We start from the raw sequence: 20,624 nt of genomic DNA on the forward strand, positions 1-20,624 counted from the left end.
GGTTATGTTAAATGAGTTTTCCCCAGGCTGTAGTGTCCATGAGCCTGGGCAACATAGTTACTAATGCTTAAGGTGTAGGACACGTTAATCGGTACTGGTGCATTGTCACTAATGTTAACCACAATAGTGCTGTTCAAGCCGGCGCCTGTGTATACGTGAGTATAATTACCTAAGGGTTCGGGGTAAGATCCGTAGTACCAGGTAATTCCTGTAACGGTGAAGGGGGTGGGTGGATCCACGCCAAGCATTGCCAGTATCATGTGCATTATTAACGCTGTTATCACCATCTACGATAGCAATTGATTACTCATTTAAAAATACTGCTTACTCGCGACGATAAATGTGAAGCCTCATTATCAGGCGCATCTAGGTTTTTAAGGGCTTAGGGCAATTGCCTCTGAAGATATGGGTGGTAGGTTTACCGTGATAACCTTCGGTTGTTGGTTGAATAAGGCGGATAGTGACATAATGATTACAAAGCTCAAGTCATTGGGTTGGGAGTACACGGAGGATGCAGGGTCTGCCGATACTATAATCGTGAATACATGCGCCGTTAGGGAGGAGGCCGAAAGAAATGAGCTTAAGCTCCTGAAAAGGCTAAGTGAGGAGTATCCCAACAAAAGACTGATTGTTGCTGGTTGTCTCACTAGGGTTAGGCCCGCAACCATAAAGGATGTGGCTCCCAATGCTGTGCTTGTTTCGTCTCATGGAGCCGAGCTTATAGACGAAGCCTTGAATAGCGGTACCGACATTAATATGTATGATGATAGACCGGCAAAGTACCTACTGGTTACTACCCGGAGTTTCATGGGCATAGGTACGTTGTGCCAATACAGGTTGGTTGCCTAGGTAATTGTAGCTTCTGCGTTACAAAGATTGGTAGGATGGGCTTTGGCAGAGTAAAGAGTTACGACATGGATGATATAGTGAATGCCATTGCCAATGCCGTTAATAGAGGTGCCAGGGAGATTTACCTGACTGGGCAGGAAATAAGTGCCTATGGGCGTGATAGGGGTTACGACCTTGCCGACCTACTTGAGAAAATACTGAGTAGGGTTAATGGTAGGTTCATGGTTAGGCTTGGGATGATGGAGCCGCTGGAGCTTAGTCGAATAATTGATAGGTTACTCGATATTGTGAGGTCTGACTGGCGTGTATACAGGTTCTTCCACATACCAGTACAGAGCGGTAGTGATAGGGTGTTGATGCTAATGAGAAGGAAGTACTCGGTTGATTTATTTAGGGATATTGTCATGAGGATTAGGAAGGTCTTTCCAGATGCGACAATTGCCACCGACATCATCGTGGGCTTTCCTGGGGAGACTGATGAGGACTTCTTGCTGAGTGTGAAGTTAATCGAGGAGTTGGGCATTGACAAGGTTAACCTGGCTAGGTATAGCCGTAGACCCTTCACCGAGGCGGCGTACATGGAGCAAGTGCCTGAGCAGGTTAAGAAGGAGAGAAGTAAGATTGCGACGGACGTATTCAATAGGGTCGCACTTGAGAGGAATAGAATGTTCATTGGCAGGGAGATGTGGGGCATCGTGAGTGAGGTTGACTTTAAGGGTGAGAATTACGTTGTCCGTTCATATAATTATAAGCCAATAGCCGTGAGAAGGGCCGACATTGGCGCATTCGTAAAGGTGAAGGTCACGGACGCAACACCACAGAGGCTCTTTGGTCAATTACTTGAATCGGAGAGCTTGAGTGTTAAGTATAGGGTTGATTTCAGGATTACCGAGGGCCTTGACCTGGTCTCCTAGCGTTATTACTCAATTCTTAGGACTTCCATTGGTCTGATCTTCGTTATCGACACTAATGATGGTATTGATGCAATTACTGAGGTGGCTATGGCTATTATCAATGAGTATACGTATAGTGTTGGTAGTAATATTACGGGTATTATTATTGGTAGGTTTAACCTAATCATTATGTACCTGGCCAGGTAGGCACCTGCTATGCCAAGTACTATGCCTATTACCGAGCCTATTATACTTATGAGTAGTATCTCAAGGAGGAATATCAGTATTACCTGGCTGTTAGATGCACCCAGTGCCTTGAGAATGCCGATCTCCCTAGTTCTCTCCCTAACATTCATTATCGCAGTATTGGCGACACTGAGCCCCGTGACTAATAGGCTCAATGCTATTATTACTACGAAGAATAGGTTAACCATCGATAGGGCGTTTGAGATGGAACTAAGGACAGACTTTTGCTCATAAACATCAGCGTTGGGGAAATACTCGCTTAACGCCGTGGCTAGTTGATTGAGGTATGTGGGGTTATCCTGGGAGAGCTTTATGAATATGGCGTTGATAAAGCCCTCATCACTTAAGTCATTTTGTAACGTACCTATTGGTGTTACGATCATATTTAATTGAAAGCCAAGAAAACCACCAAGTATGCTACTAAACGTTCCAGTAACCTTGAGAGGTATTACTTCAGAACCACCTTGAATACCCGTTAATACCTGGACATAGATTGTGTCGCCAATGCTTATGTTATCCCTTTGGGCCAGGGTATCCTGTATTATTGCTTCGCCATTACTCATTGGTAATGAACCGCTCTCCATGTGGACTTCAAAGTATGAGAAGTACTGACTCGGTATTCCAATTAATGTAACGGCATGTCCATTAACCTGCGCCGTACTTATTATTATCGCGGGAACCACGTAAGAGACATGGGGGAGCTTAGCGATTACCTGAGCCACCGCCTCAGGTATTGAGACACTTTGCGAGTAAACCATGAGGTCTGTGGGTAATATGTTCTCAACCTCACTGGTGATCGCTATCTTAAATCCGTAGGTCATCGTCTCAAGTGTTATCATTAACGCCACACTATAGATTATGGCCAACATCGTCAGTATAGCCTCGTTCTCCTACCACTAAGGTTCCTAATCGACATTGTGAATAGAGTCCTTAAACTCATGAGACGGTTTAGTGTATTACATGGCCCTTAAAAACGCTTCTAACAAGGGATGATCAGCCTTCACCTCCATCCTCATTTGAGTATCAGACTGTTGATCCATCATCACCCAATTAATTACCGGTACGTCAATTATTAATAATCTTTATTACCACGTTACTGAATATTACGGTACCAAGTGCTAATTCATTTAAATGCATTAGTTAATAAATCAATTATTCTTTATACTTTCACAAACTTGTAACTTAATTAATAATAATGCTTAAATAGTGGCATATATGTAAGGTTACCGTGCCGAAGAAAATACTCATCCTAGGTGGCGGTGTTGGTGGTGTCGTTGCTGCTAAGAGAATTGCTGAGAGAATAAGGGGCAGGGTTGATGCTGAAATAACAATAATAAACGACACCGACTACTACTTACTACCGCCATTACTCGTTAATATAGCGCTTGGTGATATTGAACCAAGTAAGGCGCAGTTACCGCTATCAATGCTGGAGAGGAGGGGCGTTAAGTTTGTTAAGGCTAAAGTCACCAGGGTGGATCCCGATAACAGGGTTGTGGAGACTGACCAAGGCAAGTTTAATTATGATTATCTCCTAGCGAGTTTAGGAGTTGACTTTGACTTCCAATCATACAACCTAGGCGTTGGTTACCACAATTTTACCCTGGATGGCGCGCTCAAGCTTAGGGACGCCCTTAGGTCCTTTAATGGTGGTAAGTTAATAATCTTCACTCCAGAGCCAATATACAGGTGTGGTGTGTATCCCTTTGAAATTGTGGCTCAGCTTGACACGGTATTTAGGAAGAGGGGTATTAGGGATAGGGTTGATATAACGCTGATTCACCCATTCGAGAAGCCAATACAGCCCTTGGGACCCGAGGCTGTTAAGATAACTGAGGAGGTCTACGCAAAAAAGGGCATTAAGTATGTTGGTAATGCGAAGCCAGGGACCGTTAATGATAAGGAGAAAGTCGTTGAACTAGCGAATGGTGAGAAGTATAAGTATGACCTGCTTATAGTGGTACCCCCAGCTAGGCTTCCAAAGCCCTTTGAGGGAACGCCGTTAATTGCCGATACACCAACCGGTAAGTGGACGGCAATAGATGTTTACACGGGTAGGAGCCTTAAGTACGATGATGTTTATCTACCCGGCGAGCATTCAATGCCATACATAGGCCTACCAACGGCTGGGGTACCCGTTCACTTCACGGCATTGGCTAGCGCCACGGTGATAGCCGGCGAATTACTTGGCGAGCTATTGAACCTGCCCAAATTAATGCAATGACCTGCGCCATGGATTATGGGGACCTTGGTATGATGTTCAACTGTGACGTCAAGCTCGACTTGACGGGCAATAAGGCTGCGTGGATAGGTAGTTGTTATAGTATATTAACGTCACCACTTGGTAGATTGATTAAGGATCTATTTTATAAAACTTGGCTAGCAACAACCATGTGAGGTGATGGCCATGGCACAGGCACAGCAGGTTCAGACGGAGAAGAGCCCGGATGAGAAGCTTGCGGAGGCACTGAACATACTCGTTCAGAACATTGATGAGATTAGGGGATTGCTTGATCAATTAATTGAGCTTAAACGTAGTGGTGTTATTGATGCATTAATGCTAATCGTCAATAGGTTTGATGAGGTTATACAGTATCTTTTCCAGGACCCAGCAATATTTAGGCTGTTGTCTATCCTGGTTGATGGTAGCCTGCAGGCAATGAATAAACTGGATACCCAGGATGTACTTAAGTTGAAGGGCTTGGTTCAGGACCTGGGTGGGTGCCTAGGGAAGAACGTGGATCTAGCAAATGCTAAACCCGTGGGCGGCTTGATGGGGCTTTGGAGGGCGTTGGGGGATAAGGACGTACAGAGGGGTCTTGGTGTTGCAATGGCGCTTTTGAAGGCATTAGGTAAGTGCTCGGCGCAACAGCAGGGATAGTAACATCCTAATGCTGAATCATTAAATAAGACTTACTAAAAAGATTTTTATAATATTGACACTACAGCAATAACGATGAAGATACAAGTCAAATTCTTGACTTTACTATATGAAATGACTAAAACATTAAGGGCCGAGATTGAGCTACCAGACGGTGCTACATTGCTAGACCTAATAAGGAAGATCGATGACGTTATATACCCAGGCTTTTCCAAGATAATTCTCGACTGCAACAATAAGATTAAGGATAAGTTCCTAGTATTAATTAATGGTAGGTCTCCGGACTTCTTAAACGGTATTAATACGAAGTTATCAGATGGCGATGAGGTAACATTCCTACCACACTGCGGTGTTGCATAATTCAGTGTCTTCATATTAAGCTTTTTAAACTAAGTATTGCTACCAAAGATTGATGAAGGTTCAGGTTAAGTTCTTGGCGTCCCTATATGACATAACCAAGGTACTTAAGACAGAGCTTAACATACCCGATAATGCGACAATTAAGGATTTAATACAGGTCATTGATAATTCAGTAAGCCCCAACTTCTCAAAGGTCATATTGGATGATAATGGTAGGCTTAAGGATCAATACGTTATACTGGTTAATGGTAGGTCAATAGACTTCCTAAATGGATTAAGCACTAAACTATCCAATGGAGATGAGGTGGTGTTCCTCCCACCTGCTGGTGGTGGTTAAGGGGAAGATGTGGATTATGAATTATTTTTATCCTGATTCTCACTATAGTTCTCAAGGATCCAGGATGGCGTTGAAAGTATTGCCACGTAACCTCCGAATGTCTGGGTCAGCGTTAGGTTCTCCTCGACTGATTTAGGCATTACGAATAGTTCAACGTCCTTCCTACCCTTGAGCATTAGTGTTATGTTCATTACCTCGTCCTCACCAACGTCCTCACTAACAACAACCACTTTAGCAATACCCTTCTTAACGGCATCCATCACTGATTCCTTACCATAGATTAAATACTCGGGCTTCTTAACGGCTAGGTACATTATCTCCTCCATCAATTTCTTAGCCTTAACATACTCAGTCTCCTTAAGCTTATCCTCAGCATTCCTAATCGCCTCAAGGACGCCACCAATGTCTGCGCAGCATGCCGATACAATGGCGATGACCTTATCTCTAATCCTATGGTCAAGCTCACCCTCCTCAAGGAACTCCTCCTTAGTTGGTCCAGGCCCGGCAACAACAATGCCCTTTAGGCTCGGGATCTCAGTAAACACCTTATTGGCTCTCTCAGCCACTAGTTTGTAGAAGGTCTCGGCTAGGTGCTCTGTCTGTCTCTTATACCTAAGGCTGATTGACCGCCAGCAGCGTGCTTATTTGGTACGAAGAACTCCACCTTATCAACAATCTCCCAGTAATTACCCCTCAACAACGCAATTACGGCCTCGCCTCTCTCAATCACTATTATGCCGTAGGTATCACTGCTCTTAACCATGCCCTCCAGGATTTCCGTGTGGAATGACGTATCGCATATGTACTTAAACGTTGATACTGGTATTGGAGGTATTATGGCGTAGAAGACCCACTCATAATTACCTGGGTTGATCATGTGAAAGCCTGCGAATATTGCAAGTCCATTCTCGGGGGCCTTTGAGATACCCTTTATAGAATTTATAATTCTCTCTAGGGCATCCTGAACATGGGTCCTGGTGGTCTTATCCTTGATGTTACTTGCCAATGCCCACTCCTGCCTGAGCATTGATACTACGTCAGGTATCGGCCTATTACCATTAATATATAGGCTTATGAGCGTTGTTGCATAACCCCTGTACTTCTTAAGTAGGTTAATCATTATTTTCAACTCCGAGAAATCCTTTATTCCAAGGCATCAACATACTAGGAATGGTAGGGGACTATCGCATTTAAAAGCCTTTTGCCTTTTGTTAAAGCATCTCTATAGCCACCGCAGTCGCGCCGCCAGTCCCATGGCACAGGCTGCCACGCCCCTTTTCCCGCCGACGTGCATTAACGCCGATATTAATGTAGTGACTATCCTAGCACCACTCGCACCAAGTGGGTGCCCAAGTGCTATTGCGCCACCGAATATGTTCATCTTATCATAGGGTATGCCCAACTCTTTATTCACAAGGACGTTAACCACAGCAAAGGCTTCATTAACCTCAAAAACATCAACGTCATTAATGCCCCAGCCAACCTTATTCAGTAATTTCCTAATCACGTATATCGGCGCCTCCGGGAATCTCCAGGGCTCTAACATGTGCCATGCATAACCAACAATCCTCGCAATAGGCTTTAACCCGAGCTCCCTCGCCTTATCCATTGTGGTCAGTAATAACGCTGCAGCGCCATCGGATAGCTGTGATGAGTTCCCGGCAGTATGCAATCCATTGGGGCCGAAGGCAGGCCTTAACTTAGCCAGCTTCTCTAGGCTTGTGTCCGGCCTAATTCCCTCATCCCTATCCAGGTAAACCCTCTCGCCGTTTATCACGGTATCCACAGGCTCTAGCTCAAGGTAGTACTTATTCTCCGTAGCCCTTAAAGCCCTCATGTGGCTCTCATAAGCCACCTTATCAAGTTCCTCCCTGGTGATTTCATGTTCCATGGCCACCTTATCAGCCTCCTGACCCATGAGCATCATGTTTGTGGGATCCGTTAATCCATCATAAATCATTAAATCTATGAATTTCAAATCTCTACCGATTAAGTGCTTAATTCCCCACCTGGCCTCATGCGGTAATGCAAGTGGTTGCGTGCTCATGGACTCCGCCCCGCCGGCAATTACCACACTAACATCACCGACCTTAAGAGCCCTAACGGCCTCAATAATTGCCTGCATTCCTGAGGAGCAAACCCTATTAACTGTAAATGCGCTAACCTCAATTGGCAACCCAGCAAGTAATGCAGCAAACCTACTGAGGTTCTGCCCCATACCACCCTGGAGCGTTGATCCAAAGACAACTTCATCGATTAATTTCCCATCAATACCCGTCCTCCTGATCAACGCCTTTATCGCCTCGGCTGCCAGGTAGGGCGTCTTCACGTTTTTAAACGCACCGCCAAATTTACCGATAGGTGTCCTTACAAAGCCCGTAATGACTATGTCCTGGCTCATACGTCTTTAGCAATTGATTAAGCAATATTAAGCTTTGTCCATAATTAATGATTAACAATGACTTTAGACATTAACTAATTTATATTCAACAGTTAAAAATGCCGTGGTGCGCCGTAAGGATATAACTTAATTACTGGCGCTAATCGTAAGTTCGATGGACATTTTAGAGAAGCTTCATAGTCTCTATGGACGTGAAATCGACGAACAATTAATTAAATACCTAAGCAGGGAGGTGAATGAGGAGTTTAGGGATGCCGTGATTTACCAAGTGTCCACTGGCGGTAAGAGGTTAAGGCCGTTAATAACGTTAACGGCTACGAGGGCCTGCGGCAGCGATTATAAAATCGCATTGCCCGCCGCCGCAATCGTGGAGTTAATACACAATTACTCCCTGATATATGACGACATTATTGACGAGGCGCTGCTAAGGAGGAATAAGCCGACCGTTAGGGCTAAGTACGGTGATAACGCAGCCATACTAATTGGTATATGGTATAGGGAGGCCATTGAGGATGCAATACTCGAGACTAGAGATCCGATGGCCTTTGCGAAGGAGACCGCGAGCACGATACGCGCTATAGATGAGGGTGAAAGGCTCGATATATTACTTGAGTATGCGGGGCGTAAGGACCCGTACTTTGTCGAGAATAGGTTGGGGCCTAGATTATTAAATAATTGGGAGGCTCTATATAATACGTATGTGAAGATGATAAGCCTTAAGACCGCCGCACTGATAAGGACAGCCGCGGTCTTCGGCGCGATGTCCGCCAATGCGCCGCATTGTATCAAGCCATTATCCGATTATGGCACATACCTGGGGCTCGCGTTCCAGGTATTAGATGATGTACTGGATATTTTCGGTGATGTTAAGAAGTTTGGTAAGGAAATCGGTAAGGATATTAAGGAGCATAAGTTGGGTAATGCCGTAATTGTCATGGCGTTGAAGGAACTGAATGATACGGAAAAGAGGGAGTTATTGAGTATTCTCGGTAAGACTGAGGTAACTAATGACGATGTTAAGAGGGCCGTTGAAATAATATCAGGGACGAATGCCAGGGAGAATGCATTAAAAATAGCCATGGAATTTGCGGAGAAGTCTGAGAAGGCATTAAATGAGTTGAAGAGCAATGAGTTTGTTGAGGATCTTAGGGAGATCCTAAGGTTCACGGTAACTAGAGAATTTTAAATATCGAGTCATGAGTAACTTCACACTTATAAGCCTGGACCTACGGTACTAATCACTTGAGAACTTAATGAGACTTTTCATTATGAAGTTAGGGGGTAGCGCAATAAGTGATAAGTCAAGACCGCTTAGTTATAGGGAGGATTGGGTAAGGGAATTGGGCGCCCTGCTCGTTAGGGAGGTTAAAACGGGTAATAAGTTCGTACTAGTTCATGGAGGCGGTAGCTTCGCGCATCCCATGGCCCTAGCCTATGGATTAAATAAATACAGGGATTATGAACAATTAATTGGTATTTCCTTCACATCAGCTATACTTAATCATTTAAGTATGAAAATAACGCTCACATTAGCATCGATTGGGTTACCCATTTACCCATTAAGGACGGGTTCGATATACGTCATTAAGAACGGCAAACCCCACCTGTTAATAGAGCCTATGCACATAATCGAGTTAATTGAAAGGGGTGTAATACCAATGCTTTACGGTGATGTGGTTGCCAGTGATGAGGGCTTCTCAATAATCAGTGGTGATGACATAATGCTCGACCTGGGCTCAAAGCTAAGGCCATCAGCATCAATATTCCTAACAGACGTACCTGGAATACTCGATGTTAATGGTAATATCATTAGGGAGTTGACGAGGTCGTCCGTGGTAAACGAGAGGGAAGCCCGTCATATAGACGTGACAGGGGGTCTCATGAGGAAGGTTCAGTCAGCAATGGAATTGGCTAAGTATACGAGGACTTACTTATGTGCGATTTGGGACTTGGAGTCAATAGGCAGGATTCTCAATGGTGAGGAGCCTATTAAATGTACGAGGTTTTTACCCTACTAATTATTTCCTAGCTTGAATAATACTTCGTCTAGGTACGTGCTATTTGTGAGCCGTTGGCCATAGATTATTCCTGAGGCTTCTACCGTATTGTGGGGCTTAATTACTATTAACAATGGGAAGTAAACATTACTTGCATTAATACCTAACCTAGTAAGTAGTTGTGGCAGTAATGTCCCGTAGCCAACGATAAGCACTTGAGAGCCTGACGTGAAATTACCCCATAGGGCCGTTGTAATTACGAAATCCGCGTACTCTAAGTTGAAGTTACAAAGTTCATATACGTAATTATCAAATTGTTGAATCGCCGATAAGGTTGCGGGAGCCTGTGTTGGTGGATTAGGAAATACTACGATCACCACGTTATAGCCGTGATAATACGTGGCGTTATAAAGCACCGGCCATACATTACATGTTTCATCTAGTAGGTATGGGTCATTGACCGTTAAATACATTAGTATGGGTTTCGTATTGTTTATTAACCCCAGTGCGGTGGCATTAATGAGCGAATTATTGTATGGGTTTATCAATGTTGACAACATGTACTCAGTAATAATTGTCGCATTAAGCTGGGACTGGGTCTGCTGAGGCATTGTTAGTTTAGATACTATACCAGGTAGGAAGAGGACTATTATGAACGCTGCCTCCCCAAGTATTACCAACGTTAATGCCAAATAGAATAGTTTTCCCCTACGCCTTTGAGACCTTCTCGACTTCCTTGATTTCGCCATGATTAATGAAAGGGTCCCATAATAAATTTATTAGGTTAACTCTCCTACCGCCCAAAGCTTTATAACTAATTCAATGCGCATGCCCTAACAATGAGGGCGTTGGCACTGCATGGCTTTGGTTCAAGCCCTGAGAAAATAAACTGGCTTATTGGCCCCTTAAAATCACTAAACCTTGAGGTAATAGCACCTACCTATAGGGACTTCGAAGACGGCCTTAATAAGGTCAGGGAATTACTGGGAGGAACTAATGAAAAATACATCATTGCTGGTCACTCAATGGGCGGTACAATAGCGCTACTTACGGCATCAACCATGGATCGAATTGCCTGCGCTATTTCCGTGTCAGGACCAACCGATAGATTAGCGCAGATTAGGTGGCTACTCTCGGGCGAGCCCGGTAGTATTAGGAGGAGGACTTATGAGGAATTAATGAAAATCGATAATAGGCAAGTCACTGAGGAATTTCTCATGAAGACCTCACCAATCAATTACTTAAGGCCCAACTTACCACCAATGCTCCTAATACATGGTACTAATGATGAGTTAGTAAGTATAAAGCAGGTGGAGGATTACTACGAGAGGGCTAAATCCCTTGGTAATGTTATTGAGTTCGTAAGGGTTGAGGGTATGCCGCACACACCCAGGGGTAAGGATATTAGGGTGATAGCGAAGGCCATTGAAGATTTTGTAAGAAAATACTGTTTGAATGCATGAAATGGTTCAATAATAGGGATTAATCAGCTACGTAGGTTTCCAAGTGAGATTCCTCGTCAATATATGGTATCTTTACTAATTTATGCCCCTTATGAAGTGGTAATAATGACCTATGGACCATGGTCTTACAATCCGAGCACCAATAAAATTCATCTTCATCCCTCTCCTCATCAAATTCTACAAAGAATGGGCACTGCCACTCAGTCATGACAAGTTTCATGTAATATGGGCTATCCTTATTTGTGCAAATACCAATATTGTCGCGTAGTTCATGAAGTCTAAAGTACTTGCAGTTAATGCATTTAATCTCCATAATTCCACCCCATTATTTTACTTATAACTAGAATTAATAAATCTGTCGCAAAATGCGCAAGCGGTATTTCACTATTCATGCCTATAGATAATAATGCTTAAATTTTTCATCATAATTCAAATGTAATATGAAGTTAACAATAATAAGTGGGAGGGAGGTTGATGAGGTGCTTGATAGTGCTGACGGTGTTACGGGATTAATAAATGCCGTAGCCGCAGCCTTTAGGGATTACAGCTCTGGTAAAGTTAAGATGCCGCAAAGAACGGTTATTTACCTCGACAATGATTGGTGGGGTGTAATGCCCTGCGGCGCACGCAATGTTGGCTTCTCGGTTAAGGTAGTTAATGTTATCGAAGGTAATAAGGCACGTGGTTTACCAACAACCCAGGGCATTGTCATGCTTATGGATGATGCTACGGGGCAGCCGCTAGCGGTTATTAATGGGACGGCATTAACGGCGTGGAGAACGGCGGCTGCGACCGCCGTGTCCATTAAGTATATGGCGCGAAGTACTGATAGCCTAGCAATGATAGGCGCTGGATTACAGGCTAGGTATCACTTACTCGTACTATCTAGGGCCTTCTCCATCAAGAAATTATTTATATACTCAAGGACGAGGGAGAGAGCCTTGAATTAGCAGGTTTAGCCCGGGGTAGGGGTATTGATGCCGTAGTCACCGATTCGGGTTATGACGCTGTTAAGCAGGCTGATGTTGTAGTAACGGCAACGACGAGTAGGGAACCCGTTATTCGTGGTTCATGGCTTCACGAGGGGATGCACGTGGCATCAATCGGCGCACCTGAGGTTAATGCCAGGGAATTAGATGATGATGTTATCCGTAGAGCATCAGTAATCGCTGTTGATTCGCGTGCCGCAGTTATGAATGAGACTGGTGATATAATAATTCCAATGAAGAATGGTTTAATCCTTGAAAATAGTTTAATTGAGATAGGCGAGATAATAAGTGGCGCAAGACAGGGTAGATTAGGGGATAGGGATATCACGTTATTTAAGTCCGTAGGCATAGCCGCAGAGGATCTTGCGGCTGCCTTATACATATATGGCTTAGTAAAAAGTAGGAATATGGGTGTAACTGTAGAGCTATAATGCCTTAATTATATATAAATATTTTGATAAGTCCATGCATTCATAGTGGAAAATGTTGGAGAAAAGGTTTATAAAGAGACTCTGTGACACTGATGTTGGTGATTAACGTGGTGTCTCTCATAACAATTAAGGAGAAGAGTACCGAAGAGATCCTTGAGGACGTCGATATTAAGTACATCCTTAGGTGCATACTTAGGCTCTCACCGACTGAGGTTGAGATTTACTACCTATTGCAAAATAAGGCTAAGGAACCATTAACCGTTGCCGAGATAGCCAAGGAGATGAATAAGTCAAGGAGCACGATAGAGAGGTCCCTAGTGAAGCTTGTCCAACTTGGGTTAATAGCCAGGAGACCCGTGCTCGCTAAGAATGGAGCTACACATATGTTTATTACACGAAGCCGATAGATTACGTAAAGCAGAAACTATTACAGTTGATTAATGCCTATTATGAGAAGTCGAAGCAGTTAATCGAGAACTTAACATCAGCCGCATTAATCGAGTCATTAAATAGCATGGCCACTGAGGAAGCCCAAAGTAATAACTAGGGTATTGAGGTAAAAATTAGGTTTTTCCTCCTAATCCCAGGTCCATTGATAAATCATGTAATCCCTCCTCGATTTCATACATCACGAAGTTCATATCTAATGATTTATCGACAATCATTATTAATGCCAGCTTACCCATCGACTTCACAATCAATAGGTCTTGTCCAAGGGATATAACTAACTCGGATAAATTTGCCTCGCTCAATGCCCTCTTCAGGTTAAGTTCGAGGTTTTTTTATTGAGGATACTATTAATGCGCCTAACACTTCGGGTTAATGTCGATGTTGCTCTTCATTTCAGAGGCTATTGTAAATCCATCCATTGTGACCAAGGCTACAAATTTTATTAAGTCGCTTGATTCCAGGATTTCGTTCAGTTTCTGCTGTATCCGCTCAGTTAATGTTCTTCTTGATGGGATACTGCTTGTTGATGATAGCACATTTTCTATTCTAAATATACCTTTTAAATCTTTTATTCATAATACAGAAGTGCAGTTATTTAGAAATAGACTATGAGAAAGTAAAATCATTGACTTTGTTGGTCCTGACCCTCATTAACCCCCTGCCCACTTGCCTGGGTGTTTTGTTCACCCTGAGTCTTTAGCCATTGTTCAACAATATCATATCCATATATTGCCTTAAACATCTCACGCCCTAGCTTCGTCATTTTTAGGGGAGTCCATGGCGGATCAAATACGACGTCAATCTCTATATCCTTCGCATCCGGTATTGCTTGTTGAATTGCAGCGCCAACCTGGTAACCGAGGTTTTCAGATAATGGGCAACCCACTGCTGTTAGTGTCATCTTTACGTGAACGACCTTATCATTGTCCATTGTTATTTCATAGATAAGCCCTAGGTCATACACATTTATTGGTATTTCGGGGTCATACACATTACGAAGGATTTCTATCAACTCCTTAACCTTATCATTAGGTAGGTTCGTTTTAAATATTGGTTCCTCCGCCCCCTCACTGTTCGTAGTGCCCAGTGTCTCTTCATTAGACACTGCCATTAATAATCACCAACAGTGTCACGGAGACTTATTTATAAACCTATCTAGCTTATTGATGGTTATTAATCGTAAAGCAATTAAGTATTAATAGATGGATTTATAAGTATTGAGCATAAGTAAACGCGATGCTTAAGGTGCGTAAGGTAGATCCTATAAATCCTGATGATTCCGCGATTAGGGAGGCGAGCGATTACATTAAGCGTGGATACTTAGTAGCATTCCCTACAGAAACGGTCTATGGGCTTGGTGCGGACACATTCAATGGTGAGGCATGTTTAAGGGTGTTTAAGGCTAAGGGTAGGCCGCCGGATAATCCACTCATTGTGCATATAGCCGATGTGGACGAACTTTATAAGGTTGCCGTTGATATACCGGAAATCGCTATATCCGTGATTAGGAGGCATGGCCAGGCCCCTTAACGCTAATACTGCCCAAATCACCTGATGTGCCTAGGGAGGTCACTGGCGGTCGTAATACGGTAGCCGTGAGATCGCCTGCGCATCCAGTTGCGCTCGCATTAATTAGAGCATCTGGAACTCCCATAGCCGCACCGAGCGCTAATAAGTCTGGTCGACCAAGCCCCACATTGGCTGAGCATATAATTGAGGATTATGCTAATGATGATGTTGAAATGATTCTGCTTGATGCTGGGCCTACGTTTTTCGGAGTTGAATCTACGATAGTAGACGTGACTAGAAATCCACCCGTATTGTTAAGGCCTGGTCCCTTTACCATTGAGGAATTAAGGTCATTATTTAATACTGAAATAGTGATCCCTGAATTTGCGAGGGGTTTGGGCGAGGCCGATGCTGCCCTGGCGCCTGGCATGAAATATAGGCATTATGCGCCACGTACACAATTGGTGGTTGTTGAATGTGGGGATTATGATTCATTAGTTAAGTTATTACGTGATGTGGCCGTGGATTATTTAAATAAGAAATTGAAAGTAGCACTACTAATCACTAAGGAAACAGCCAATGAATTAATGAAATATCCTGAAATTAATGAGTTACCAATAATAATATTAGGCTATAGGAGTAATCCATACACAATAGCCGCGGCGCTATTTGACTCATTAAGAAATCTCGATAAGTTAAACGTTGACCTAGGCATAGCTGAGGGTATTGAGGAGAGGGGCATTGGATTGGCCGTAATGAATAGGTTGAGGAAGGCATCAGGCTTTTCTATAATTAAATGTAAAATGTAAGTAATAGCTTATTCAGTAATGTTTTTCATAAATTGAAATTGTGATTTAAGTAATGCCTATTATTGATGATACATTGTGGATGGATTAAAGTTAAAAACGCGTCATTAATGCCAGTAATGGGTGAATTAGATGATAACGATAATAGGTAGTGGGCGTGTTGGTGCAACCACGGCAGCCTTCCTAATGTTCTTCGAAGTGGATAATGAAATAGTCCTCATAGATATAATAAAGAACCTACCACAGGGCGAGGCCCTCGATCTAAACCACGCAGCCGCAATACTGGGTAAGTCCGTTAGGTACAGGGGTAGTAATGACTATAAGGATATGGAGGGTAGTGACATAGTAATAGTTACCGCGGGTCTAGCACGAAAACCTGGAATGACCAGGGAGGAATTAGCTGGTAAGAACGCGGAGATCGTTGCATCAATAGCCGAGCAGATCAAGAGGTACGCGCCGAATTCGATCGTGATAATCACCACGAATCCGCTTGATGCCATGGTTTACGTACTTTATAAGAAGCTTGGCTTCCCAAGGAATAGGGTCATTGGATTCAGCGGCGTCTTAGACTCAAACAGAATGGCTTACTACGCATCCCTACTCATCGGTATAGCGCCCGAGTCGATAATACCTGTTGTCCTTGGCCAGCACGGTGAGAACATGTACCCAGTTCCAGAGGCGTCCTTCGTTTACGGTAAACCACTCACTGAGTTCATAACTAAGGAGCAATATGATGAGATTGTTAAGAAAACAATCCAGCAGGTGCCGATATAACGAACTTAAGGGCTTCAGCAGCAATTGGGGCCCTGCTGCCGGGCTCGCCATGATGGTGGACTCAATAAAGAAGGATAGGAAGAGGATATTCGAGGCGTCCGTATACCTAGATGGTGAGTATGGGGTGAGGGATATATTTGCAGAGGTGCCTGTTGTACTTGGTAAGAATGGTGTTGAGAAAATCATAGAACTTAACCTAAATGAGGAGCAGAGAAAGAAGTTCTTAGCAAGTGTCGAGGCCATTAGGAAGAACCTAGCTCAGGTGCCTCCGCAATTCCTATCATGAAGAGACGGTTAATAGCGGTTAAAAATTATGTAAAATCGCCCATATATTTCCTGACGTTTTCCCATAATAAATTAATAATACTTGATAATAATTCTGTGTGATTTAGGATATACCTAGTGAGGTCTTTAACTGCTATTGTGAAGTCATTAATGTAATTACTTATGAATTCTGGGTCATTAACTAATGCAACACCATCCTGAACATCTTTGGCGAATCGGTTGATTAAGGACATTGTATGCTCATCAATACACTCCATTAGTTCCGACGTATTGCTTAATATTCTATTTTCTTTATCTAGGTGATCCCTTACAACATTTAATAATTGATCACGCACTGACTCGGTATTCTTAGACCTAGTTAGTAGTAATAATATCATGTAATGCTCAATAACGGCTACTGAGTAAAAGGTCATGAGAGCGTTCAGTAAATTTTCTACGCACTTTAATTCGTTCATTATTAACTATCATTAAATTACCGATTTTTAATGTCACTTCTTCGCAGTCTTTTTAACCTCTCCAATGATCTCTCCATACATACTTATTGAGAATTGCTTACCGCACTTAGGACATGTTATTGATATGCCCATGTTGTACCAGGACTCGCCCATCTCAACTTCGAAGACATGGCCGCAGTACGGGCACTTAGCCCTAATCTTTAACACTCTCTCAGGCACACCGCCTGAATATTCCCAATCCTCAGGGAACTGCCACTCTTCTCCTTCGTTGCTCATCGAGGGTTTGGACCTACTTAGTGAGTTAAAAACATTTCTATTTACGGGTTGCGGATCTTTACTTTCTAGTGATCCTTAGAGCATTAATTATTTTTATAATTCAATTCCAAGAAACACAATCAGTGTTTTAAATCCATGTATTTAAAAAGCATTGATAATGAGGGTTTGTTCCTTGTTCTCGGGTGGCAAGGACTCAACCTACGCCTTACACTGGGCCGTACTTAAGGGCTTTGACCTCGCTTGCTACTCACGTTGAAGCCCCACCGTACCGACTCATGGATGTTTCATTACCCAAACATTGAGTGGACGAGGTATCAAGCCGAGGCCTTGGGTATTCCCCAGGTTGTTTATGAAACAAGCGGTGTTAAGGATCTTGAGCTTGAGGACTTAAGGAGGGCTTTTAATGATGTTAAGAGGGAGTTTCATGTTAATGGTATAGTGACTGGGGCCTTACTATCCGACTATCAGAGGATGATGATTAATATCACGGCTCATGAGGTGGGTTTGAGGGTTTACTCACCATTATGGAGGAAAAACCAGGTTATTTACCTAAGGGATTTATATCGTCATGGTTTTAGGTTTGTACTAACGTCAATAAGCACCTTGGTATAAACCCTAGGTTATTAGGTAAGGTGTTAACGCCTGATGACATTGAGGAGTTAATAAGCGCTGCGTTGAAGTATGGGTTTAACCCGGCGCTAGAGGGTGGCGAGGGGGAGACGTTTGTCGTTGATGCGCCATTGTTTAGGAATAGAATTGTTATTGATGATGGTGAGGTTCGTAGGTTAGATCAATACTCATGGATTTACGTGATTAAGTCCATGCACCTAGAACCAAAGATTTTAGTTGAGTAGTAATAATTAATGGCCATACATGGGTTATTTACTTAGGAATTGCGATTTCGTAATAACGTGGATCAACAACGAACTAAGGATACTCAGGAATGTGGATATAGCGATTGATAATGGATTAATAGTGAATGTTGGCAATATAGCTAGGGGTACGTATGAGGAGATTGATTGTTCAGGCCATGCCGTAATTCCAGGGCTCGTAAATGCACATACCCACACACCAATGTCCCTGCTAAGGGGTTTCTACGATGACGCCGAGTTAATTACGTGGCTCAATAAGATGTGGAGTGTGGAGCGGGAATTGACTAGGGACGTGATATCCCTGGGTAGCGAGTTATCCATTATTGAGATGGTGATGAGCGGCACAACGGCCTTTATAGACATGTACCATTACCCAGACGTAACGGCAAGTGTGGCGTTGAGGTATGGGTTGAGGGCTGCCCTGGGCCCCACGTTCATAGACACCCTAAGAAGTCCTGCACTCGTTGAGAATGAGTTAAGGAATTTCTTAAGCATGTACGGTGATTCATCGTTGATAAGGCCTATAATAAATGTTCATAGCATTTATGCTGTTAGTAGGGACACATTATTGAGGATTAAAGACCTAAGCAATGAGCTTAACCTGCCGATACAGATACATGCGTCAGAGACTAGGGATGAGGTTTACGAGTCGAAGAGGAGGTTTGGTATGTTTCCTGTGGAGTACCTAAACTCGCTTGGTCTAATATTAAGTAAAACCCAGCTCGTTCACCTCGGCTGGGTCACTAATTGGGAGCTAAGCATTATAGCTAAGGCTAATGCCCGTGTGACGCATGCGCCAACATCAAACATGAAGCTCGCCACAGCGGGTCACTTCCCAATGAGGGAGTTAATAGATATGGGCGTCACAGTGACTTTAGGCACTGATGGCCCCGCTAGTAATAATTCGCTCGATATGTTTAGGGAAATGAAGATGGCAGTGCTTCTTCAAAGGCATTCGTACTGGGATGTGGGTATTAAGGCCATTCATGCATTTAAGGCGGCCACAATCAATGGTTACAAGTTATTGGGTCTCAATGGTGGATGTATAAACAATGGTTGTGTGGCAGACTTAGTATTACTTGACCTTAGTAGTCCGAGGCTACAACCTGCCCGGGATGATAATATCCTCTCAAACATAGTCTATTCCGCAGATGGCTCAGACGTAGATATGGTAATTGTGGATGGCAAAGTAATCTATGACAGATCCAGGGATTACCCGGTATTAAGGGAGCGAGCCAGGAATATTGGGGAGAGACTTAATGACTTTATTAGGAAGTTCCTATAAGCACTTGGTTGTTTCATGGGAATGGGTCACCTGGCAAGTGGGCAACAATGACCCTACCCATATCCTCCCTGCTCCATGCCCTACCCATGCCTCGGTATTAAATGCCGACGCCACATTACCGGAGCTATCAATCGCGATTAACCCAATATTGCCAGGGCCAAATAATTTCGTGACATAATCAACGACTTGCTTAACGGCATCATTAATTCTAACGCCACCCCTAACTAATGTGGCTACCCTGAATGACGCCATCGCCCTAATTATGAACTCCCCAATGCCCGTGGCGGATACCGCACACACATCATTCTCAGCCCAGTAACCAGCGCCAGGTATTGGTGAATCACCAACTCTACCAGGCCATTTAAGTATCGTTCCACCTGTCGATGTTGCAGCGGCTAAGTTGCCATCCCTATCAAGCGCCACTGCACCCACCGTGCCTAATAAGCCTAACTTCCTTGCGAGGTACGTGTTTTTCTCATACCGTGAACGCAAATTCCTAATAAGGGACTTATACCTATTAATTTTATTTTCATTGATTAATTCCGTAGATGGCACCCAAAGACCGAATTGCTTAGCCAATTCCTCAGCGCCATCCCCAGTTATTAACACGTGATCAGTCTTCTCCATAACAAGCCTGGCGAGCCTTATTGTATTTACCACGTGCTTAACGGAAGCCACAGCCCCAACGCTTAAGTCCTTACCCCACATGACGCCCGCATCCTGCTCAACCTCACCATATAAATTCAGTACCGATCCCTTACCAGCATCATAGGAGCCGTCAAATTCCATGACCGTGACAGCCTCAACAACCATGTCCAGGGCATTACCCCTTTTAGCCGCCTCAAGACCTGCATTTACGGCATTCACTAATCCGCTCAAGTATTTTCGCCTGTGCCCCTCATCAATGAAGTATCCCAAGCTACCTGCACCACCGTGTACGGCTATTGTGGCTTTCACGTTCACCGAATCTAGGAATAATTAGCATTTATAATATTTATCATTAATCACGTATATTAATGAGTATTACTTAAGTAATTTATTAATTTGAGGACATAAACTGATTTT

Annotated in this window: 21 protein-coding genes and 6 pseudogenes; 16 read left to right on the forward strand and 11 right to left on the reverse strand. The window is 43.5% G+C overall.

The window, feature by feature from the left end:
- Nucleotides 1-2: 2 nt before the first annotated feature.
- On the reverse strand, nt 3-287 hold the full coding sequence (locus JCM16161_RS00775; RefSeq protein WP_054854697.1) for a hypothetical protein: 285 nt from the start codon (nt 285-287) through the stop codon (nt 3-5).
- 118 nt (nt 288-405) lie between these two features.
- Between JCM16161_RS00775 and JCM16161_RS13630 the strand changes: the two genes are divergently transcribed.
- Both JCM16161_RS13630 and JCM16161_RS00780 read left to right on the forward strand, forming a co-directional pair.
- Nucleotides 406-849 carry a hypothetical protein gene (locus JCM16161_RS13630; RefSeq protein ID WP_243668338.1) on the forward strand — a complete coding sequence of 148 codons (444 nt, stop codon included), beginning with the start codon at nt 406-408 and terminating at the stop codon, nt 847-849.
- Nucleotides 825-1,763, forward strand: coding sequence for a MiaB/RimO family radical SAM methylthiotransferase (locus tag JCM16161_RS00780; protein ID WP_243668340.1), 939 nt, complete (start codon nt 825-827; stop codon nt 1,761-1,763). The genes JCM16161_RS13630 and JCM16161_RS00780 overlap by 25 nt, the downstream gene beginning before the upstream one ends.
- Nucleotides 1,764-1,768: 5 nt before the next feature.
- Here the strand turns inward: JCM16161_RS00780 and JCM16161_RS00785 are convergent, their stop codons facing one another.
- The gene (locus JCM16161_RS00785) at nt 1,769-2,857 is read right to left on the reverse strand and encodes an ABC transporter permease (protein ID WP_243668342.1); all 1,089 of its coding nucleotides are present in this window, start codon (nt 2,855-2,857) and stop codon (nt 1,769-1,771) included.
- A 359-nt stretch (nt 2,858-3,216) separates the two neighbouring features.
- Here JCM16161_RS00785 and JCM16161_RS00790 point away from each other — a divergent pair, with 359 nt between their 5' ends.
- The 5 genes from JCM16161_RS00790 to JCM16161_RS00805 all read left to right on the forward strand — a co-directional run bounded on the left by JCM16161_RS00790 (nt 3,217) and on the right by JCM16161_RS00805 (nt 5,566).
- Complete coding sequence (locus tag JCM16161_RS00790; RefSeq protein ID WP_243668344.1) at nt 3,217-4,212, forward strand: NAD(P)/FAD-dependent oxidoreductase; 996 nt, start codon at nt 3,217-3,219, stop codon at nt 4,210-4,212.
- A gap of 8 nt (nt 4,213-4,220) precedes the next feature.
- The gene (locus JCM16161_RS13635; protein ID WP_243668345.1) at nt 4,221-4,385 is read left to right on the forward strand and encodes a hypothetical protein; all 165 of its coding nucleotides are present in this window, start codon (nt 4,221-4,223) and stop codon (nt 4,383-4,385) included.
- Nucleotides 4,386-4,389: 4 nt separating this feature from the next.
- Nucleotides 4,390-4,869: a DUF1641 domain-containing protein gene (locus tag JCM16161_RS00795; protein ID WP_243668347.1), complete on the forward strand. Its 480-nt coding sequence runs from the start codon at nt 4,390-4,392 to the stop codon at nt 4,867-4,869.
- A gap of 114 nt (nt 4,870-4,983) precedes the next feature.
- Complete coding sequence (locus JCM16161_RS00800) at nt 4,984-5,229, forward strand: MoaD/ThiS family protein (RefSeq protein WP_243668349.1); 246 nt, start codon at nt 4,984-4,986, stop codon at nt 5,227-5,229.
- 52 nt (nt 5,230-5,281) lie between these two features.
- Nucleotides 5,282-5,566, forward strand: coding sequence for a MoaD/ThiS family protein (locus JCM16161_RS00805; RefSeq protein WP_054854699.1), 285 nt, complete (start codon nt 5,282-5,284; stop codon nt 5,564-5,566).
- Nucleotides 5,567-5,580: 14 nt separating this feature from the next.
- On the opposite strand, the pseudogene prf1 reads toward JCM16161_RS00805, so the two are convergent.
- Nucleotides 5,581-6,686: pseudogene (gene prf1, locus JCM16161_RS00810) on the reverse strand (peptide chain release factor aRF-1).
- Nucleotides 6,687-6,777: 91 nt separating this feature from the next.
- Nucleotides 6,778-7,967 (reverse strand): annotated as a pseudogene (locus JCM16161_RS00815) (thiolase family protein).
- 154 nt (nt 7,968-8,121) lie between these two features.
- Here JCM16161_RS00815 and JCM16161_RS00820 point away from each other — a divergent pair.
- Both JCM16161_RS00820 and JCM16161_RS00825 read left to right on the forward strand, forming a co-directional pair.
- Nucleotides 8,122-9,153, forward strand: a complete 1,032-nt coding sequence (locus JCM16161_RS00820) for a polyprenyl synthetase family protein (RefSeq protein ID WP_054854700.1) — start codon at nt 8,122-8,124, stop codon at nt 9,151-9,153.
- A gap of 67 nt (nt 9,154-9,220) precedes the next feature.
- On the forward strand, nt 9,221-9,985 hold the full coding sequence (locus JCM16161_RS00825; RefSeq protein ID WP_054854701.1) for an isopentenyl phosphate kinase: 765 nt from the start codon (nt 9,221-9,223) through the stop codon (nt 9,983-9,985).
- Here JCM16161_RS00825 and JCM16161_RS00830 read toward each other — a convergent pair.
- A complete protein-coding gene (locus JCM16161_RS00830; protein ID WP_054854702.1) occupies nt 9,982-10,713 on the reverse strand; it encodes a hypothetical protein in 732 nt (243 codons plus the stop codon). The two genes, JCM16161_RS00825 and JCM16161_RS00830, sit on opposite strands and share 4 nt — an antisense overlap.
- 90 nt (nt 10,714-10,803) lie before the next feature.
- Here JCM16161_RS00830 and JCM16161_RS00835 point away from each other — a divergent pair, with 90 nt between their 5' ends.
- Nucleotides 10,804-11,427, forward strand: a complete 624-nt coding sequence (locus tag JCM16161_RS00835) for an alpha/beta fold hydrolase (protein ID WP_054854703.1) — start codon at nt 10,804-10,806, stop codon at nt 11,425-11,427.
- A gap of 19 nt (nt 11,428-11,446) precedes the next feature.
- On the opposite strand, the gene JCM16161_RS00840 is transcribed toward JCM16161_RS00835, so the two are convergent.
- A complete protein-coding gene (locus JCM16161_RS00840) occupies nt 11,447-11,740 on the reverse strand; it encodes a hypothetical protein (protein ID WP_054854704.1) in 294 nt (97 codons plus the stop codon).
- Nucleotides 11,741-11,990: 250 nt separating this feature from the next.
- Between JCM16161_RS00840 and JCM16161_RS00845 the strand changes: the two are divergent.
- A pseudogene (locus JCM16161_RS00845) lies at nt 11,991-12,847 on the forward strand (ornithine cyclodeaminase family protein).
- A 98-nt stretch (nt 12,848-12,945) separates the two neighbouring features.
- Nucleotides 12,946-13,254 (forward strand): ArsR family transcriptional regulator, encoded by a 309-nt coding sequence (locus JCM16161_RS00850; protein WP_243668351.1) that lies wholly within the window; start codon nt 12,946-12,948, stop codon nt 13,252-13,254.
- Between the two features lie 156 nt (nt 13,255-13,410).
- Here the strand turns inward: JCM16161_RS00850 and JCM16161_RS00855 are convergent, their stop codons facing one another.
- Nucleotides 13,411-13,599 carry a hypothetical protein gene (locus tag JCM16161_RS00855; protein WP_054854705.1) on the reverse strand — a complete coding sequence of 63 codons (189 nt, stop codon included), beginning with the start codon at nt 13,597-13,599 and terminating at the stop codon, nt 13,411-13,413.
- Nucleotides 13,600-13,919: 320 nt separating this feature from the next.
- Nucleotides 13,920-14,408 carry a metal-sulfur cluster assembly factor gene (locus tag JCM16161_RS00865; protein WP_054854707.1) on the reverse strand — a complete coding sequence of 163 codons (489 nt, stop codon included), beginning with the start codon at nt 14,406-14,408 and terminating at the stop codon, nt 13,920-13,922.
- Between the two features lie 125 nt (nt 14,409-14,533).
- On the opposite strand from JCM16161_RS00865, the pseudogene JCM16161_RS00870 reads away from it, so the two are divergent.
- Nucleotides 14,534-15,615: pseudogene (locus tag JCM16161_RS00870) on the forward strand (L-threonylcarbamoyladenylate synthase).
- A 129-nt stretch (nt 15,616-15,744) separates the two neighbouring features.
- A pseudogene (locus JCM16161_RS00875) lies at nt 15,745-16,672 on the forward strand (malate dehydrogenase).
- A 25-nt stretch (nt 16,673-16,697) separates the two neighbouring features.
- Here JCM16161_RS00875 and JCM16161_RS00880 read toward each other — a convergent pair.
- Nucleotides 16,698-17,126 (reverse strand): hypothetical protein, encoded by a 429-nt coding sequence (locus tag JCM16161_RS00880; protein WP_054854708.1) that lies wholly within the window; start codon nt 17,124-17,126, stop codon nt 16,698-16,700.
- 33 nt (nt 17,127-17,159) lie between these two features.
- A complete protein-coding gene (locus JCM16161_RS00885; RefSeq protein ID WP_054854709.1) occupies nt 17,160-17,402 on the reverse strand; it encodes a hypothetical protein in 243 nt (80 codons plus the stop codon).
- Nucleotides 17,403-17,559: 157 nt separating this feature from the next.
- Between JCM16161_RS00885 and JCM16161_RS00890 the strand changes: the two are divergent.
- Together JCM16161_RS00890 and JCM16161_RS00895 are read left to right on the forward strand one after the other, a co-directional pair.
- A pseudogene (locus tag JCM16161_RS00890) lies at nt 17,560-18,256 on the forward strand (diphthine--ammonia ligase).
- A gap of 19 nt (nt 18,257-18,275) precedes the next feature.
- A complete protein-coding gene (locus JCM16161_RS00895; RefSeq protein ID WP_054854710.1) occupies nt 18,276-19,559 on the forward strand; it encodes an amidohydrolase in 1,284 nt (427 codons plus the stop codon).
- Here the strand turns inward: JCM16161_RS00895 and JCM16161_RS00900 are convergent.
- Nucleotides 19,554-20,522: an isoaspartyl peptidase/L-asparaginase gene (locus tag JCM16161_RS00900; protein ID WP_243668353.1), complete on the reverse strand. Its 969-nt coding sequence runs from the start codon at nt 20,520-20,522 to the stop codon at nt 19,554-19,556. The two genes, JCM16161_RS00895 and JCM16161_RS00900, sit on opposite strands and share 6 nt — an antisense overlap.
- Nucleotides 20,523-20,624: the final 102 nt, after the last annotated feature.

The organism is Vulcanisaeta sp. JCM 16161 (assembly GCF_001316285.1).

Coding starts and splice junctions, on each gene's coding strand:
- JCM16161_RS00775 (WP_054854697.1), bottom strand. CDS start 287: ATGGTGATAACAGCGTTAATAATGCACATGATACTGGCAATGCTTGGC.
- JCM16161_RS13630 (WP_243668338.1), top strand. CDS start 406: ATGGGTGGTAGGTTTACCGTGATAACCTTCGGTTGTTGGTTGAATAAG.
- JCM16161_RS00785 (WP_243668342.1), bottom strand. CDS start 2,857: ATGTTGGCCATAATCTATAGTGTGGCGTTAATGATAACACTTGAGACG.
- JCM16161_RS13635 (WP_243668345.1), top strand. CDS start 4,221: ATGGATTATGGGGACCTTGGTATGATGTTCAACTGTGACGTCAAGCTC.
- JCM16161_RS00795 (WP_243668347.1), top strand. CDS start 4,390: ATGGCCATGGCACAGGCACAGCAGGTTCAGACGGAGAAGAGCCCGGAT.
- JCM16161_RS00800 (WP_243668349.1), top strand. CDS start 4,984: ATGACTAAAACATTAAGGGCCGAGATTGAGCTACCAGACGGTGCTACA.
- JCM16161_RS00805 (WP_054854699.1), top strand. CDS start 5,282: ATGAAGGTTCAGGTTAAGTTCTTGGCGTCCCTATATGACATAACCAAG.
- JCM16161_RS00820 (WP_054854700.1), top strand. CDS start 8,122: ATGGACATTTTAGAGAAGCTTCATAGTCTCTATGGACGTGAAATCGAC.
- JCM16161_RS00825 (WP_054854701.1), top strand. CDS start 9,221: ATGAGACTTTTCATTATGAAGTTAGGGGGTAGCGCAATAAGTGATAAG.
- JCM16161_RS00830 (WP_054854702.1), bottom strand. CDS start 10,713: ATGGCGAAATCAAGGAAGTCGAGAAGGTCTCAAAGGCGTAGGGGAAAA.
- JCM16161_RS00835 (WP_054854703.1), top strand. CDS start 10,804: ATGAGGGCGTTGGCACTGCATGGCTTTGGTTCAAGCCCTGAGAAAATA.
- JCM16161_RS00840 (WP_054854704.1), bottom strand. CDS start 11,740: ATGGAGATTAAATGCATTAACTGCAAGTACTTTAGACTTCATGAACTA.
- JCM16161_RS00865 (WP_054854707.1), bottom strand. CDS start 14,408: ATGGCAGTGTCTAATGAAGAGACACTGGGCACTACGAACAGTGAGGGG.
- JCM16161_RS00880 (WP_054854708.1), bottom strand. CDS start 17,126: ATGAACGAATTAAAGTGCGTAGAAAATTTACTGAACGCTCTCATGACC.
- JCM16161_RS00885 (WP_054854709.1), bottom strand. CDS start 17,402: ATGAGCAACGAAGGAGAAGAGTGGCAGTTCCCTGAGGATTGGGAATAT.
- JCM16161_RS00895 (WP_054854710.1), top strand. CDS start 18,276: ATGGGTTATTTACTTAGGAATTGCGATTTCGTAATAACGTGGATCAAC.